The organism is Vreelandella maris, assembly GCF_013371085.1.
Lineage (GTDB): Bacteria > Pseudomonadota > Gammaproteobacteria > Pseudomonadales > Halomonadaceae > Vreelandella > Vreelandella maris.
In genome coordinates this window covers 1-15,294 of sequence record NZ_JABWCV010000026.1, presented here as the reverse complement: position 1 = coordinate 15,294, position 15,294 = coordinate 1, and the positions used below count along the sequence as shown (strand labels likewise).

24 protein-coding genes and 1 other RNA gene are annotated in these 15,294 nt (G+C 57.1%); 2 read left to right on the top strand and 23 right to left on the bottom strand.

Annotated elements, in window-relative coordinates; all coding sequences use genetic code 11:
* Positions 1-23: 23 nt before the first annotated feature.
* The 18 genes from HUO07_RS17635 to HUO07_RS17550 form a co-directional block, all read right to left on the bottom strand.
* On the bottom strand, positions 24-455 hold the full coding sequence (locus HUO07_RS17635; protein ID WP_176304651.1) for a Mor transcription activator family protein: 432 nt from the start codon (positions 453-455) through the stop codon (positions 24-26).
* Positions 442-864, bottom strand: coding sequence for a gp16 family protein (locus tag HUO07_RS17630; RefSeq protein ID WP_176304650.1), 423 nt, complete (start codon positions 862-864; stop codon positions 442-444). The genes HUO07_RS17635 and HUO07_RS17630 overlap by 14 nt, the downstream gene beginning before the upstream one ends.
* The gene (locus HUO07_RS17625) at positions 861-1,268 is read right to left on the bottom strand and encodes a hypothetical protein (protein ID WP_176304649.1); all 408 of its coding nucleotides are present in this window, start codon (positions 1,266-1,268) and stop codon (positions 861-863) included. The genes HUO07_RS17630 and HUO07_RS17625 overlap by 4 nt, the downstream gene beginning before the upstream one ends.
* A complete protein-coding gene (locus HUO07_RS17620; protein ID WP_176304648.1) occupies positions 1,265-1,963 on the bottom strand; it encodes a DUF2786 domain-containing protein in 699 nt (232 codons plus the stop codon). Before HUO07_RS17620 ends, HUO07_RS17625 begins: the two co-directional genes overlap by 4 nt.
* A gap of 8 nt (positions 1,964-1,971) precedes the next feature.
* Positions 1,972-2,041, bottom strand: an RNA gene (locus tag HUO07_RS17615) — hammerhead ribozyme type II.
* A gap of 5 nt (positions 2,042-2,046) precedes the next feature.
* Complete coding sequence (locus tag HUO07_RS17610) at positions 2,047-2,286, bottom strand: hypothetical protein (protein WP_176304647.1); 240 nt, start codon at positions 2,284-2,286, stop codon at positions 2,047-2,049.
* Positions 2,283-2,519 (bottom strand): hypothetical protein, encoded by a 237-nt coding sequence (locus tag HUO07_RS17605; protein WP_176304646.1) that lies wholly within the window; start codon positions 2,517-2,519, stop codon positions 2,283-2,285. The genes HUO07_RS17610 and HUO07_RS17605 overlap by 4 nt, the downstream gene beginning before the upstream one ends.
* A complete protein-coding gene (locus HUO07_RS17600; protein WP_176304645.1) occupies positions 2,516-2,758 on the bottom strand; it encodes a hypothetical protein in 243 nt (80 codons plus the stop codon). The genes HUO07_RS17605 and HUO07_RS17600 overlap by 4 nt, the downstream gene beginning before the upstream one ends.
* 1 nt (position 2,759) lies before the next feature.
* The gene (locus HUO07_RS17595) at positions 2,760-3,392 is read right to left on the bottom strand and encodes a DUF3164 family protein (protein WP_176304644.1); all 633 of its coding nucleotides are present in this window, start codon (positions 3,390-3,392) and stop codon (positions 2,760-2,762) included.
* Positions 3,389-3,730: a hypothetical protein gene (locus HUO07_RS17590; protein ID WP_176304643.1), complete on the bottom strand. Its 342-nt coding sequence runs from the start codon at positions 3,728-3,730 to the stop codon at positions 3,389-3,391. Before HUO07_RS17590 ends, HUO07_RS17595 begins: the two co-directional genes overlap by 4 nt.
* Positions 3,730-4,137, bottom strand: coding sequence for a hypothetical protein (locus HUO07_RS17585; RefSeq protein ID WP_176304642.1), 408 nt, complete (start codon positions 4,135-4,137; stop codon positions 3,730-3,732). The genes HUO07_RS17590 and HUO07_RS17585 overlap by 1 nt, the downstream gene beginning before the upstream one ends.
* Positions 4,134-4,775, bottom strand: a complete 642-nt coding sequence (locus HUO07_RS17580) for a hypothetical protein (RefSeq protein WP_176304641.1) — start codon at positions 4,773-4,775, stop codon at positions 4,134-4,136. Before HUO07_RS17580 ends, HUO07_RS17585 begins: the two co-directional genes overlap by 4 nt.
* A complete protein-coding gene (locus HUO07_RS17575) occupies positions 4,772-5,158 on the bottom strand; it encodes a hypothetical protein (RefSeq protein WP_176304640.1) in 387 nt (128 codons plus the stop codon). Before HUO07_RS17575 ends, HUO07_RS17580 begins: the two co-directional genes overlap by 4 nt.
* Positions 5,155-5,784: a hypothetical protein gene (locus tag HUO07_RS17570; RefSeq protein ID WP_176304639.1), complete on the bottom strand. Its 630-nt coding sequence runs from the start codon at positions 5,782-5,784 to the stop codon at positions 5,155-5,157. The genes HUO07_RS17575 and HUO07_RS17570 overlap by 4 nt, the downstream gene beginning before the upstream one ends.
* Positions 5,785-5,787: 3 nt before the next feature.
* On the bottom strand, positions 5,788-6,507 hold the full coding sequence (locus HUO07_RS17565) for an AAA family ATPase (RefSeq protein WP_176304638.1): 720 nt from the start codon (positions 6,505-6,507) through the stop codon (positions 5,788-5,790).
* Positions 6,508-6,545: 38 nt separating this feature from the next.
* Positions 6,546-8,594 (bottom strand): DNA-binding protein, encoded by a 2,049-nt coding sequence (locus HUO07_RS17560; RefSeq protein ID WP_176304637.1) that lies wholly within the window; start codon positions 8,592-8,594, stop codon positions 6,546-6,548.
* Positions 8,591-9,028, bottom strand: coding sequence for a hypothetical protein (locus tag HUO07_RS17555; protein ID WP_176304636.1), 438 nt, complete (start codon positions 9,026-9,028; stop codon positions 8,591-8,593). Before HUO07_RS17555 ends, HUO07_RS17560 begins: the two co-directional genes overlap by 4 nt.
* A gap of 2 nt (positions 9,029-9,030) precedes the next feature.
* Complete coding sequence (locus HUO07_RS17550) at positions 9,031-9,387, bottom strand: helix-turn-helix domain-containing protein (RefSeq protein ID WP_176304635.1); 357 nt, start codon at positions 9,385-9,387, stop codon at positions 9,031-9,033.
* Between the two features lie 210 nt (positions 9,388-9,597).
* Between HUO07_RS17550 and HUO07_RS17545 the strand changes: the two genes are divergently transcribed.
* Both HUO07_RS17545 and HUO07_RS17540 read left to right on the top strand, forming a co-directional pair.
* A complete protein-coding gene (locus HUO07_RS17545) occupies positions 9,598-10,272 on the top strand; it encodes a LexA family transcriptional regulator (protein WP_176304634.1) in 675 nt (224 codons plus the stop codon).
* A gap of 10 nt (positions 10,273-10,282) precedes the next feature.
* Entirely contained in the window at positions 10,283-10,531 is a 249-nt protein-coding gene (locus HUO07_RS17540; RefSeq protein ID WP_176304633.1) for a hypothetical protein, read from the top strand.
* A 289-nt stretch (positions 10,532-10,820) separates the two neighbouring features.
* On the opposite strand, the gene HUO07_RS17535 is transcribed toward HUO07_RS17540, so the two are convergent.
* From HUO07_RS17535 to HUO07_RS17515, 5 genes are all read right to left on the bottom strand, one after another.
* Positions 10,821-11,279: an META domain-containing protein gene (locus HUO07_RS17535; RefSeq protein ID WP_176304632.1), complete on the bottom strand. Its 459-nt coding sequence runs from the start codon at positions 11,277-11,279 to the stop codon at positions 10,821-10,823.
* 111 nt (positions 11,280-11,390) lie between these two features.
* The gene (locus tag HUO07_RS17530; RefSeq protein WP_176304631.1) at positions 11,391-12,416 is read right to left on the bottom strand and encodes an ion channel; all 1,026 of its coding nucleotides are present in this window, start codon (positions 12,414-12,416) and stop codon (positions 11,391-11,393) included.
* Between the two features lie 60 nt (positions 12,417-12,476).
* Positions 12,477-13,511, bottom strand: coding sequence for a sodium:calcium antiporter (locus HUO07_RS17525; RefSeq protein WP_176304630.1), 1,035 nt, complete (start codon positions 13,509-13,511; stop codon positions 12,477-12,479).
* Positions 13,512-13,586: 75 nt separating this feature from the next.
* Positions 13,587-14,531 (bottom strand): cation efflux transmembrane domain-containing protein, encoded by a 945-nt coding sequence (locus tag HUO07_RS17520; protein WP_176304629.1) that lies wholly within the window; start codon positions 14,529-14,531, stop codon positions 13,587-13,589.
* Complete coding sequence (locus HUO07_RS17515) at positions 14,528-15,142, bottom strand: transporter substrate-binding domain-containing protein (RefSeq protein ID WP_246286771.1); 615 nt, start codon at positions 15,140-15,142, stop codon at positions 14,528-14,530. Before HUO07_RS17515 ends, HUO07_RS17520 begins: the two co-directional genes overlap by 4 nt.
* Positions 15,143-15,294: the final 152 nt, after the last annotated feature.

Genomic DNA, 15,294 nt, shown 5'->3' with positions numbered 1-15,294 from the left:
CTGATCGCTCGTTTAAAGCCAGCTTAGCCTTTCTCGTGATCGGCGAACAGATCCGACTGCAAGCGTGAGCGGGCGAGCTTACGCTGCTCGGCGAGGATGCTGTAGATTTGCGCCTCGGTCAGTTCGTAGTCTTCGACCAGCTGGGGGATGTTGTCGCCACGGTGACGCTCCCAGATCTCACGATCCCGCAGTGCGCGGTCGAGCTGGCGGCCCTGTGGCACGTAGAGACTGCGCCCACCGGCAAAGCTGGAGATCGCCCGCACGGCGGCAAAGGCGCGGCGGCGGGCTATCTTGGGTTCATCCCCGGCTCGGACATGGGCGTTCTCGACCACGGTCAGCATGTCCGAGAGACCCTGTGGCCACTTCTTGAGGATCTCGGGGTCGAGGTAGTCCAGTGCATCGTTGGGGATGCCGAAGCCCAGGTCGAGGTTGTCCTCATACTTATGCGAGGTCATCGGGGTACCGTCCTTGCCGCTTGGCGTCGATGATCAACGCCTGGAGCAGCTTGTGCAGTTGGTTATCGTCGAGAAAGTCCACGCGGTCCACTTTGAACATGTTCTTGGCCATGCCATCGGCGTAGGCCCAGGCGCGACCCGCGTCAGCCAGCAGGGCTTCGACCTTGTTGATTTCCGCCTGGCGTGAACGCGGCGGGCGCGGTGCCTTCCGGCCCGCTTTCTTGGCGGGCTTCGGCTCAAAGCCCAGCCGCCGGAACTCGTGCATCACACCGCCAACGGTGCGATTTGTGAGTTCTTTGGCACTACTCACGCCTGCAGTGCGGGCGAGGATGGCGCGGTAGTCGTCATCACTTAATCCCAGTTGGGCCTTGGCGATGTGGATCTGGGCCAGTTTGCCTTTGCTGATCATGACGCCACCTCATCATCATTGATCTCAAGGTCTGGGAAGTTCTTTTTCAGGTGGCTGATCAGCCTGCGCGGGCTGCCCCAGCACGGAGTAACGGCGACGGTTTTTAATGCCGTCATATCGTCGGCCTTGCGCTTGCCGAATACCTTTTTCAGAGACTTGTATTCCTTTAGCGGCCAAACGCGTGAGCGCAGCGGGCACCAAAAGCGGCCCTCGGAGTGGACTGGCTGTCCTTGTTCGTCGACCTTCCACCACTCTCCCTTTATCCAACCGTCGACACCGACCTGGATCACTAGCTTTTCGCCGTCAAGGCGCTTTTGAAACGTCACCTCATGGCCGCCAGCAAGCACGGTGGCGTTGCCAAAAACGCCCGACAGCTTCTCTTCTAGTTGCTGCCATTTGTTCATGACGACACCTCACCGATCTGTGCGTAGCGGTTGCCGTTCACGCCCTGGTGGAAGCTGACTTTCTTGCCGTCCTGGTAGCCCTGGTGAATGGCTCCTTGGTCATGGCTGCGCATGCCCTTGGTGTTATCGCGAGGCTTCATGGTGTCCAGATCTTCCCAGCGCTTCGCCTTGTAGGCTTCCACGATGGCAGTCTCGGCCTCGGTGCGTTGTTGGCGCGTTACCTGCTTGGCGACGGCGTTAATCCAGGCCTGAGCGTAGAGGTCGCCACGACGTACCTTGGTAGTTCTTTTCAGGCGCTTGTTGAGGGTTGCTAGGTAGGCTGTGCGGTCTCGCTTTAGCTGCCGACACAGCACTTCAAAGGCATAGCCCGCTACTTCGGCGGCGCCATTTAAGCCGTAAAACTCAACGTTCAGCGCCCACCGCTCACCATCGTAAATCTGCTGGTAGACCGTCTCAGCGCCAAAGGCTCCGGCTACCATATTGGCCAGCATGGTGACGTAAGCAGGTGGCGTTTTACCTGCGCCTGTTTTAGCGGTATGGCTGCCCACATCGCTGATGGCCACGTCGTCAGTGGTGACGCCGTGCATGGCCATTAGCTTTTGCGCCTGGCGCAGCGCGGCAGCGGCTTCATTGGCATTGCTCGACTTGGCAAGCCGTAGGCACTTCTTGATTTTGTCTAACGCTTTGCTGTCCATTTCTCTCCCCTTGGCTGCTCATCAGTGCTGGGCCACCACGCCCAGCAGACGCCCCGCCATTGGCAGGGCGTTTCGCTTCGCTGCTATGCAGACTCTTCGTAAGGAAAAACTTCGACTCGCTTAATAACGCTTCGCTTGGCATCAGCTTCCGATACTTCTAATTGCTCGAACTGGAACAAGCTCCCTGGCCCAAACAGTTTTTCGGCACAGTTAAAAAGCGCCTGCTCGTAGGAATATGAACAGCTGGCTCGCTTGCCTCCTCCAGTGGCGATATAGCCTTGGTATCCGGCATCGCGCACGCGGATGATGACTGGCTCTTTCATGCGGCACCTCGGATATGCGTGATGTGGTAGCGGTACTGGATGCCCGCCATGGGGTCAGAGTCGCGCAGGTAATCGGCGCGGACGTTGACGCGCGGTCCGTAGACCCGCCGCGCGACAGCGAGCGCTGCATCGCGGTGGGTGGTGCCCGTGGCGCGCTGGCCGCGCAGAATGGCAACAAACCCGCCCATGGCGGGGCTGACGCGGATGGATGAAGCGTTAGTGATAGCGGTCATGAAACCTCCTCGGCTGGCAGCAGGTCGCCATTCCCCTCGAAGTCATCCGCCAGAATCTCCAGGTTCTCGTCTGGCGCGCTTTCGAGCATTTCCCGGAAGGTGGCGAAGGGGGCCAGCGTCGCCGGGTTGATGGTCGGCACCGCCATGGCGTGCAGGCATGCGCCTTGCGCCCAGCGGGGCATGGCATGGAATGACCGATCCAGACGGTCTATGAGCTGATCGCGCTTTTCGGTCGCCATCTCACACCCCCGCGATATCTAGGCTGATGGGTTTGTACTGGTCGGTGCTGCCGACCCGCTCATAGATGCGGATGTAGCTCTTGGAGCCGGTGACCTGAATGGCGTCACTAATGGCATCCATGGCGCGCAGCCAGCGTTTGTCCTGAATGTTCAGGCGGCGTAGCCCCAGCACTTGGCCGGTACGGATGTTGCCCGCCTGGTCGACGCGGAAGGCGTCTTGCACGATGGTGGCCACCTCTGGGCGGGCGTCGGTTGTCCAGTCCCGTAGGCACTCTTCAATCAGCCCTTTGGCAGCCTGGAGGCGCTCATCGAAGGTGATGTTTTCGGAGATGGCGCGCAGCACCTTGTATTTGCCACAGAAGCTGACCAACTGGATGTTGCCTTTCTTGCCACCGATCTGGACGTCGTACTCCTGGGCGGAGGTCTGCACAAAGGCTTCGATCTCGCTGAACACGTCGCTTTTGAAGTCGCGAAGCTGGTCGCGCAGCTCACACGCGCGGTCAATAATCGAGAGCACTAGCTCATCGCGTAGCTTGTCGATCTCTTTGATCTGTTCCTCGGGCACCAGTCGGCTTTTGGCGTCTATGCGGAAGCCTTCGGGTACTTGCTGTGTTTCATTCGCTTGGGCGTTCATGCTTGGCTCCTTTCGGGTGTGTTCAGGCCTGCCGGTAGCGCGGCAACGGGCGTTTCGGTCAACGGCTCCAGGCCGCTGCTTTTGTCGATGCAGCGAGGGCACATGGCGGCAACGCGGCGATGCTCGTAGAGGCCGCACCACTCGCAATGGCCTTGGCTGGTGACGGCGTAAAACTTCGGCGCGCGGTTGTAGCGCGCGACGCCGATCACAAAGCGGCTATTCACCAGGCCGGTGAGAATGTGGCGAACCGCGTCGGCGTTCAGGCCGGTGGCGGTGCATAGCTCATCAAGCGTGGCACCGTCGTTGGCCTGTAAATGGGATAGGACCATGTGGCTCATCAGGCACCTCGCTTAGCAAAGTTGGCACTGCGGTTACGGGCGTTGTGCCGGTGGTGGTGCAGCGGCTCGACATACGCCCCGTTGCGCTGCTGCATACGCGCCACCGCTCGCTCGGCCTGTTCAGTTTCACAACGCCAGCGGTCGAGCTGGTCGCGCCAGTCCCAGTCCGGTACCGAGCTTTCCTGTGCAGCGGCTGGCTGCTCGGCTAGGCCGGTATCCCAGCGCTGCCAGATACGCAAAACGGCAGCTTGCTGTGCGGGTAGTAGCGGTTCCGGCTCCAACGCCAGGCGTTCAAACTGCACGGGGTTGGCCAGGTACTGCGCCAGGTTGACGCCGTGGCGGGACAGGCGCAGCTGCACGAAGCGGTCGGCGTATTGCTCCAGGGTTTCATCGCTGTAGGTGGTCATTGGTCGTCTCCCTTGCTGGCGGCACCTTTCAACAACTCCGATAGGCGCTTGGGGGCATTGGCTTGCTCAGTCGCTTTCGCGTTTTTGCGCTGGCCTTTTGGGGTTGTGGCCACCGTGGATTGGCGCTCGGCCATGCGGCGGTGTTCGGCCAGCACGTCATCGGTCGAGCGCTCTTGAAACGCGGCAACGGGTGCGCGATTTGCAGGTGGTTTGGCACCGCTGCGCTTGGCTTCTTCCTGCTGCTTTTCCTGCTCACCGGCGTGGCGGTCGGCACAGCGGGCAACCACTTCATAGAGGTAGCCGTGGCCGCTTAGCGGCAAACCGCTGGGCGGGCTTTCCAGCATCTGGTCGAGGGCCATCACCCACACCTTGAGCGGTGCCTCTCGGGTGATGCCTTTGCGCTCGATCACGCCGCTGGTGATCGTGTCTTTCAGCTCGGTCAGCAGGCGGGCGCTTTTGGCGCTTGCCAGCGCTCGGCTGGCAGGCCGGAAAAAGCCGAGGTAGCGCACGATGCGGCTACTCAGCAGCGCAGGCATATCCAGCGCCGCCGCTAACGCCTGGTTGTGTTCGCCCTGGGTGACGAAGGCGGCCATGTCGGCCGTCATGCCGCACTCGGGGCAGGTGGCTTTGAGGGTCATTGGTCGCCTCCGTCCTGGTTGTCGGGGTTGTGGGGGCAGCGCTGACAGTGCTTCCACATCCGCATGGCCATGGGGTTGTGGGTCGGCGCGGGGCGGGCGCGGTAGTCGCGGCACTGCTCGGCGCTGATAGTGATGGCCAGCGCCGGACAGTCGAGGCCGTCCAGCGCTTCCAGCACCTTCTTTTCGATACTCGCGGTGGAAGGGCTGGGGTAGCGGTTGGCCAGTGCCAAAGACACCGCGCTACGCGAGACGCCAATGCGCTCGGCGGTGATCTTGCGGTTTGTGGCGCGCACTTCGTCGGCGAGTAGTACGATCCAGCGCGGCACGTCGTCACCCCAGTTGGAGATGTCGACGGTGCGGGTACGGCGGATGACGTCTTTCATGGTTCACCCCCTTCGGTTTTGGTGACGCGGACGTACACCACTTCACCGGTGTTGGGGTCATAGAGTTGCTTGGTGCGCTGGATCATCGGCGCACGCGGGCCTGTCCAGCGCGTGCTGACCAGCCGGTAGCGGGTCAGCACGCCGGGGGAGCCAGGGCGAACGACGGCGACGTACTCGGCAGCCGCCAGAAAGCGCAGGTATTCGTTGGCTGTTGCCTCGGCGATCTCGACTTTGGGCGTCGTGGCGGCGTCTGCCAGTTCGCGGGCGGTGCAGTCGCCGACGATCTTGAGCGTGCGCCACATCTGTTCACGGCCAAGGCCACCGGTAGGTGTGGAGCCGTCTTTGCGCACGCGTGGGGCTTCCACGCCGACGTCTTTCACCAGCTTGAACTGCACCGGCTCGCCGCTTTTGCGGGGCACATCGAGACGGGCGAGGTAGCCGCCTTTTTCGAGGCCGTTCAGGTAGTCACGCACGCGGCCCTGGCTGACGGCATCCGGCATCAGTAGCGATACGTCGACCGTGGTAATGGTCAACCCTTTGGCGTGCATATCGCGTAGGGCTTCCCAAATGGCCTGGCGGTCGATGCGTGGCCCTTGGGCGTTGAGTTGGGGTTTACGTTTTGCCATGCCTTAGCCCCTCCGCGCCGGTGGCTGGCCGGTGTGGATCTCACGCTCGCCCCATTCCCGCAGGCCGACCATCGTCCAGCCGTTGGCGGTAGCCTCAGAGTTGATCTGATACAGGTTGACGGCGACACGGCGCAGGCACCCTTTAACGCGGTCGTTGACGGTTTCCAGCAGGTCGTCTTCGATCTCGATATCGGGGTAGCTTTTGTCAGCCAGGGCGCGCACGTCTTCCAGGCTGGCGGCTTGGGCGGGTACCCATTCAAGTACGCGGTTGTGCAGGCGCTCCAGACGCGCCATTGACGCGGGCACGCGCTCTTCACCAATCAGGATTAGCGTTCCTTGGCTGGCGTTATAGATGTCTGTGAGGACGTTGGCGGCGGCTTTGTCGATCACGTACTGGACGTCATCAATGATCAGCGGGCGACCCGAGCGTGAGAGCTGCTCGGCGATCTGATCGACCATCTCGCTAAGCGTCTTCATGGGGATGATGCCCATCTCGCGCAGCACGGCGACCACAAAGGCTTTCTTGGTCCAGCTTTCGCGACACTCGACGTAGTAGGCGCGGTGCATGTTGGCCGCATAGGCCGCTGCCAGGCTTTTGCCGTAGCCGCTGGGGCCGTACATAACGACCAGGCCCGGCAGCTCGGGCGGGCGGTTCGCGGCGCTTTCGACCGCTGCCGCGAGTAAGCCGACGTTAGTGAGTGGTACAATGGTGTTGACGCTCATATCAGTTCCTTAATTGCTAGGGTGTCGTGGGCCGTGGTTCAGACGGCCCGGCGGTTGCGGGCGGGTGGTAGCCCGTCCGCATCCATTACGCGCTGAATAGCGCGAAAATCGTTGTGCTTCTGGTAGCTTTCGTGCCACTGGCGTGCTTGTTCTGGTACGTCTTCATTCTGCTGAAGCTGGGCATCCAGCTTTTGCCAAAGCCGATAACGCTCGACCTTGTTCTGGGGTATCTGAAAGCGAGTGCCTTCATCCGCTAATTGCTTGGCGTAGGCGCGGCCTGCGGCTGCCTGCTTTTCGTCTGAATAGCTGGCGGCGGGTGTAATCGCGCGGATCTCGACGTCGCTGCCGGTGATGGTTTTGGCTTTCTGCGCCAAGCGGTTGAGCTGACCCTTCTCGCGTTTCTCGGCTGCGCGCTGGATCATGCTGGCGGGCATTGCGGGGGTGGCGTTGCCGTCTAGCTGGGCATCGCCCAGGTGTTCACCGTCCAGGGTGTAGACGCCGACGCTGCCGGTGTCGCGGTAGTCCCACGCCACGCGGATCTCTTCGCCGTGGAAGTCGCGCAGGGCGTCCATAAAGTAGGTGCCGCCGTTGATGCGTACTTCGCCGCGATTGGTTTTGCGTACCTCTTGCGGGCGCATGAGCGAGGCGACTACATCAGTCGGTGCGGTCAGCGCTTCAAAGCCTTCTGTCTCGGCGTTCTTCCAGGCTTCCATCGGGCTTTGGTGGCGTAGCCTGCCGCTGTCCAGGTCACGGATTTTGCTAAGGCCCGAGTGCGGGCGGTGGTTATAGACGTCCAGGGCGTCGTTGAGCCGGTCGAAAAACTCCTGGAACGTGGGAATCAGCGCGGGCTTGAGGCCTTGCTTGATGTCGCGGCGGCTGAGCTTGTGCGCCCTGGTCGACGCTTCTTTATCCATGTCCGCGCCGATGTAGCTGCTCATGGTCTTGGCGAGCTTGACCAGGGTGCTTTGGTGGGCGCGCTCGATCACGCCGCGTGCCTGGGAGTTGTACGGCAGCGAGTGGGTGATGGTGCCGCCCAGACGATCGACCACTTCATACACTGTGGCGTTATCGAAGCCTGAGCCGTTATCGACGTAAAACAGATTGAACATGCCCGCGCGGCTGACGGCATCGCGTAGCGCATCCAGCGTGGCCAGGGTGGATTCGGCAAGGTTCAAGGCAAAGCCGACGATGCGACGCGTCGCCCAGTCGATGATCAGCGTGACTTCTGGGCGGAACGCTTGGCCGGTGAGCGGGTTGATGACCTCGGCGTCGAAGGTATGGCCATCCGCGACCCACACATCGTTGGGCCAAAGGTCTTTGCTGCTACGGCGTTTGAACGGTTGGAGCGCCTTGATTTCATGCGCGCCCATGCGGCCACGCTCGCGGGCTTCCGGGCTGAGCTTGGCAAGCCAGCGGCGCACCTGATGGATAGAGGGGTGCGGCGGTGGCGTCTGTTCGACCAGCAGTTGGTAGGCCGCTTCCACGCTGGGCTTCTGAGGGCGTTGGTAACGCTTGAGAAAATCACCAGCCCAGGGCGGCATGCTCATGTCTGCCTGGCGGCGCTTGGGGGCTAGGCCACGCTCGCCGTGCTTTTTAAAGTCGCTCATCCAGCGCTTGAGGGTGCGCTCGCTAAGTGTGCGTGTCTCCGTTTTACGGTCGTTGGCCAGCACCACGCGCTCTTTAAGGTACGGCGTTAGATCGTCTTCCTTCGCGTGGGCAACTAACGTTTCGATAGCGCGCTGCTGGCTGACCATCCGGCTCATGCGTTCGATCTCGCGAACGAACGCCACGCGGGCGCTCATCACCTGGCGCTGGGCATCGGTCAGCTGCTGCTGCCCTGGGCGCGGGTCTTCAGGTGTTGAAGCCACGGTGCTGGCGGGGGCGGGCTCGGCGTTATCCGCCTGTGCCAAAAGCAGCGCGTTCTGGGTTTCGGTAGGCAGCACGGCAAAGGCGTATTCGTAACCGCCACCGCGACCCATACGTTTTTGTGCTTCCCAACCTTGCGAGGTGGCCTTACGGATAACACCGCTGACGGATTGAGGCATGCCAGGCAGCCCTGCCAGCTCTTTAGCGGAGTACCAGTTCATTGGTCATCCCCCATTAGCCGCTTGAGTTCCTTCATGTCGCCTTTGAGCTTTTCGAGCATCTGCTGGCGTTTGCCGTACTCGGCTGCCAGCGCTTCACGGCCATACGCCACGCGGCCGCCACGCAGGTGAACGATCCAGTCGGTAAAGGCGTGGCTCTGGCAGACCTCTTCCAGCAGCGGAATGCGGTAGAAAGGGATGTTGTGGTCGCTACGCCCAGGCGAGCTCCACGCATCCAGCATGTGCTTGGAGACGTCGTCACCAGACAGGCGGCTCATTTGCGCGGCGACTTCGTACCGGTCCACGGGGCAGTCTTTAAGCACTACGCCAACCAGCTCGCTGACTTGGCTGGCGTAGTTGCCACTGCCCGGCAAAGGCACCACGGGGGCAGGCACTTCGAAGATGTCTAGCGTTTGGGTATCTTTGACGCGCCTCATGACTAAGCCTCCCGCACCATTTGACGATGCGTAGACGCGTTAGAAACGCTAGTATTGTTTACACAATACTGTTTTTGCGTTTTTGCAGTAGTGAGTTTCTCAGCACGATTGGGGCGTTCACGGCAAGGGGTGCCGTCGTGGTTCCAGCGCTCTGGCCAAACAGCATGGGGACTAAGCCCAAGCTTTTTGGCGATAGCGCGTTCCATGCGTGGGTAGGGTGTGTACTTCACCATTTGCACTGCATTACCGGTGACGCCCAGCTCATCGCTTAGTTTGCGCAAGCTGGAACCCTGGCTGCGGAGTTGGTACTTCAACCACTCCCAGCGCTGGGTAGGATTAGAAGGAATTTGTTGGTTCATGGCGTCACCTCGGTGGCGTTTTTTGGGGTGTCTAACCTGTCTTTCCCCATAAACATATCGCCAAATAGTTTTGCTTTCAAGCCAAATTTGATCGGCAAAAGTAGCGATAGTGATCCAAGTGATGCTTTTTGATTTTTTGTTTTTGTATATCAGTCACTTATAAAAGTTTTGCGTAGTGGCTTTAATTTATAAGAGAGCGCAAAAGTTAATATGACGAACTTTGACGGATTTAGTGAGCGCTTGAAAATCGCCATAAAAGGCGAATCATCATACGGTTTCGCCAAAAAGTGCGGATTCTCGGAAAGTTTGATCAGGAAGTATTTGTCAGGGGCTTCAGCGCCAGGGCTGGAAAAGGCGGTCATTATTGCTGAAGCTGCTGGAGTTTCATTGGACTGGTTGGCCACTGGCAAAGGTGGGGAAGGCACAACCAGCCAGCCTGCTACACAAGAGGCTGGCGAAGTGACAGGCATGGAGGATTACGCCTTTGTGCCGCTGTATGACGCGCAGTGCAGCGCAGGCGATGGAGCCTGGAACGAGAACTGCCGAGTGCTCACCCATATCAGCTTTACGCGCTACTCACTGCGCAAGCAGGGCCTGACGCCGGAGCACCTTTCAGCGATCCGCATTGATGGCGACAGCATGGAGCCGATACTGCACAGCGGTGACACCGTGCTGATCGACCACACGCGCACCACGATTGAGGGTGAGGGTATCTATATCCTCCGCTTGGATGGACACCTCTACGCGAAGCGCCTACAGCGCCAGTTCAACGGTGTCTCGATCATCAGCGCGAACAAGGAGTATGACAAAGTGCTGGTACCCCAGGATCAGCTGCACGAACTGGATATCATCGGGCGGGCCGTGTGGTCGGCGGGGTGGTTGTAAGGAGTAATGAATGAGAGGCAAGGTGATCGCGTACAATCCTAGAAATGGCATGGGCGCTATACAGGTCGAAGACGGCAGCATTACGGTGGCCGAATTCATTGGCGGATGTGATATTGAGATTGGCGATGTTATGCAGGGCGATCTTCACCAGGATGGTGGCTTTGAGCTATATAACGTCACCCAAGAAGAGATGATGGATGTCTCCATAGAAGGCACTGATTGCTCACGCCAAATGGCGAGCCGATTACTCCAGACTTAGGCTATGCCAAATATCCAGCAAAAAAGGCCGCTCCACCTAGGAACGGCCTTTTCTTCGATTTGCGCGGCTTTGGCACTGTTGGTGTCTAATCTGCTGGCGCTATATACTGGCTTCGTGTTCGTAACCTTCTGAATCTAGGGCGCTAAATTTCGCCGCTCATCCCTGTTTATCCCGCTTTGCTGTTTATAGTCCCACATTAGACCGTTGTGCCATATCTCCTGCTAACCCACACTTAGCAGTCGTGCGATTTATAACTTTAAAAATAACACTCGACTTACCGTTCATTAATTTAATAAAGATGCACCGCTTCAAAGCTAGCCAACGGTTCATTGTTATCACCCGATAGTACAAGCCTTGCGCCCTCTACACGCCACGCGTTTGCCTGTTTGAGGGCGGCTAGAAAATTGCGTTCAGTTTCCATTTGGGGCGCCGGGCAGGCTCTTTTGGTGGTGGCGACTTGGTTGAACGTGATGTGTTCGTTCTCTACTTGATAGCTGCCCATTAGTGTATTACAGCCGGTGGCACCTGCTAAGCGCGAAGCATCTTGGTGTAGCACCATGTGCGCTTCTCGAAAGTTCTCTTTGGCGATGACCGGCGCGCCATCAAGTTTCATCAGCTTCCAATACGTATTGATTAACGATTCATCCGGCTGCTCCATTGTCTCGTGGTTGCCAATCGTCCTTGATGAGCAGCCAGCGGCTACAAAGAGAATACTGATCAATACGTAAAGTGTTAGCTGCCGAATCAACGCATTACTCCTTATTCAGGTGGATGTATTTGGGTGTCGCTTGATTAGGTTGATAACCTATTGGGCTGTCCACCCTATGAATCATCGATTTCATTTCAGTCGCTGCATGCGCTAAGCACCCCTTCCATTCTCTGTTTGCCATACATCCTGCCACTGCCAGCCGTCCTTATGAACGAATGCCACCAAGATTTTCTGGTAGGGCAGTGAGGCTAAATAGTCCTGAATCTCGGTGTTCGATGTCTCAACGCCTGGTAAGTCGGCATAGCAATTAAACGCAGGAATATCAGGGATATGTTGGCTAGGATGAATGAAAGCACTACCGAGCGTATCCAGAAATTGCTCAATTGCTTTTCGTGTGATCAATAACTGCTCACGCGAAGTGGGATCTAGCCTGGTGCTGGCAAAGCAGGCAATGGCAATAGCTTGGTATAAGCGTGCTATGGCTAGCGAAAGCGCTTTGCTGCTGCTCTCACTGTGATAATAGTGCAGGATTGGATAGGCTAAATGCTGCTGGCCTAAGGTACTGATGGATTGTTGTAACGGCTGAAGTTGGCTGATCAGTGTTGCAAATTTTCCGTCGCCGTTCGTAGACGCGAGTATTTGCTGTGGATTTTCGCCCAGCGCACTGATGGTGAGGGATGTTTGGCGCTTTTGAATAACATTGGTGATGATATTCAAAATATAAGTAATCGATATCGTAAAAAGGAAAAAACCGTTAGCCGCAGCCAAGACAGGTGGAAGACGCCAATTATCATTACCGGCAACAAAGTCACCATAGCCCAACGTCGTGAGTGTGTAGCCCGTATAGTAGGCGCGCTCAACTAAGCTAGCGGTGGCGTTTGAAGAAGACAGCACCACGGCCTGAGGTGAACTACAAAATAGTAAAAACCAACCCAGCCAAGCGACTAGAAACCATGTCAGCAGTAACGTCATCGTTATCCATGGGCCCGTAGAGGACAACATGGTATGGCTCTTTCGCCGCTGATGAATACCTAGCAGCATAAACCATAGCCCACTGACCAACCGGTTAGTCAGCGGACCTGAACTAGATACCGATAAAGTGGTGCGAATAGCGTCGTAAACCACCAGTAAAATAAGTAAGGTGCCTATGACCCCTATTAACGTGCTTCCAATCACTAACAATGCTCCTTTGGTGTTAATGTGCCGCTACCTTGAGGTGGCTAGTTTCCCATTAATCTAGTTCACCATTAATATCGCTATTCCCGCCAAGTAGAGGCCGATAATGACCATGCTTTCAAAGCCAATACGGCCTGGCCCTTGCTCTTGGCGATGCAGCAGGCCAAGCATTAAAACCCCTGTCATTAACACCGCGAGAGCAACCCATAACATTACCTGATCGGGAATGACGTGGTAAATCGAGCCGCCTCGGTAAGCCACATCTGATGCAGCGGCAAACAGGGTATCAAACGCATTGCCGCCAATAATGCCTGCCACCGCGAGTGTGAGCGCCCCACGGCGCACCGCTGCAACCGTTGTTACCAGCTCAGGTAGTGATGTCACTATTGAGGTCAGCAGAACGCCGACAGCCGCTTGGCTAAGGCCGGTTTCTGCCGCAATCACCGTAGCGCTGCGTTCCAGTAACCAGCCGGTAATGCCGATCGTAAGCGCGAGACCCACAAATAACAGCCATAACCGCACCAGCGTTAGCTTTCCAGGCGACTCATCAGGCTGGTCTTCACGCGTCTCATGCGTACGAGTCGGGGACCACATCGGGCGGGTTTGGGCATTTTTAACCAGCTTTAGCCCAAACAGGTAAGCAATAAATAGAAGCGGTGTGATGGGGTGTACTTGCCAGAAAGTCCATTCGGGCGTAAAGCGACCTAACAGCAATAAGCTGAGTAAGCACAGCAATAGGGCGCCCTGAATCAGATTGCCAAGGGAGGCCGCGGCGTGTTCGAGATTAGCGCGCCGATATACCATGTCAGCGATCGTTAAAAATAGCGTTTGAACAGCGATACCGCCCAGCGCATTACTCATTGCCAGTTCTGGTTTATCGGTCCAGGCGGAAGAGACTGATACCACAATGCCAGAGAGTGAGGTAGCCATCCCAAGTAAGACAGCACCAGCTATCGCCTCACCTAATCCGGTACGATCAGCGAGGTCGTCGACAATCCGCGCAAGCCGGGTGCCAATGATGCCAATAACGACTGCGCAAACGCTGAACAGTGCAAAAGCGGCGGTTAGCGGCATATCACTAAGTAATGTGAGCATAAATGAACCCGGTCAGGGTATCTCGTCTCGGGATTTCGTTAATGGTGAAAAGCTTTACAATATCGGCGATTCGATTCAGTTTTCGCTGGGCCAAGCCGTCACCACTACTTCATAAATACGCCAATCGTAATGGTTTAAAAACTGAGCAGCGTCGCGTAAGTGTTGTGCCAAATTCTCATCGCTATGGGGCACCACAAACGCTTCTCCGCTAAAAATGTGCCCTTCCTCACGTAAGCGCACGGCGGCACTGGCGACCCACCCCATGGCACATAATTGTTCTTCCAGTTCTTCAGCAAGGTGTTCCGGCTCCGCTTTAGAAGTAAAACGGGGTCTTCGGTCGAGAAGGTCACCCACCGCCTCCTTCACATTAGTCACGCCATCCTTGGTGACATCAAGCGCGATAAGCGCGCCCGCCAACGCGTCCGCCCACCATAGGCCAGCGCCAACGCCGACGATTCCGGCGATAGCGGCAAGCCCAGTCATCCAGTCCGCCTTGCTCATCTTGCCATCAACAAACACCGTTTTTTCATGCACTTTTTTGGCGGCTTTCATCTGTAGATGACCGATAATGACGGGAGGTATGACGCTATAAATCAGCGCACCAATCATTAACCACCCCATCCAGAAAGTGGTGCCGAAGAGCTCGACGGCGCCAATGCTGGGATGTTCCATCTTGGCGAGCTTTAGTAGCGAATCAAGCAACAGAATGCCGCCGAGTAGCGCCAGGGCGGTAGCTGCACAGAGGAAGGCGATACTCGTGGCACGTTGATATCCATATGGAAAGATCGCATTAGGGGCTCGGTTGCGATAACGCATTGCGATCAGAAAGGCGATAGGAGGGATTAAAGAGAGCATATCTTCAAACCAAGCCACTCTCATGGCCTGACTACTACCCAACACTAATGCCAATACGCCGACGATTGAAATGCGAAACCCCAGGTTCCACCATTCAAGCCGTACCAGGTAATCAAGGTCTTTCTGTTTATCAGGGGGCAGTTGATACACTTGCCTTATTTTCATTGCGCCGCCTCCAGTTGTTGCAGTTGCTGCTCAATGTTGGAGTAGCCATTAAGGTGGCGTTGCAATGCCAGCATCCAAGCGTTCTCACCTTTGGGCAGCGCCATCACATGCTTATCGATAATTATCTCCCAAGGACCGGCAATCAACCCATGGGCCGATAACCACCATGTAGGCGCGGCGATGGGGCTTTCAGTACGAGTAACATCGGTAACTTTGACCGGTTTGGCATTTTTTTCTTTGAGCGCTGCATGCATGTGATTTACGGGAGGAATGGCGACTTCCAACCCATTTAAAGAACTGGGCAAAGGCACCCCCGAGGGAAAGCCGACAGTATAGCGGCTTTGATAATAAGGGCGTGTCAGCGCCGCCTGTTGGCTCAGGCGAGAGCGATTAGTTAATCCTCCTATCACCAAGTCAAGTTGGTGATGCTGCAGAGCGGCTAGCAAATCATCTTCACTATCCCAGTGCCAGCGGATTTCCGAATTCAACTGTTCAGCCAGTGAGCGGATAATTTCCGGTTCGAGTCCAGCAGGGCCATCGTTGGTACGTATCACCCAAGGCGAATTCTCAGTTAGTCCTACTTCCAGCACACCATGTTGAATTCTTTCCATCGTATGTTCTATATCGCTAGGATAGCGGCATCCTAGCCTGGATTTCTCATAGTACCTCAGCCAGTACCGCACTCAGGCTGTAACACCGCTAAACACCTACTGGCTCGACTTACATCGGCTACTTTTTAACCACTTTCCGGCGTTCAGACACA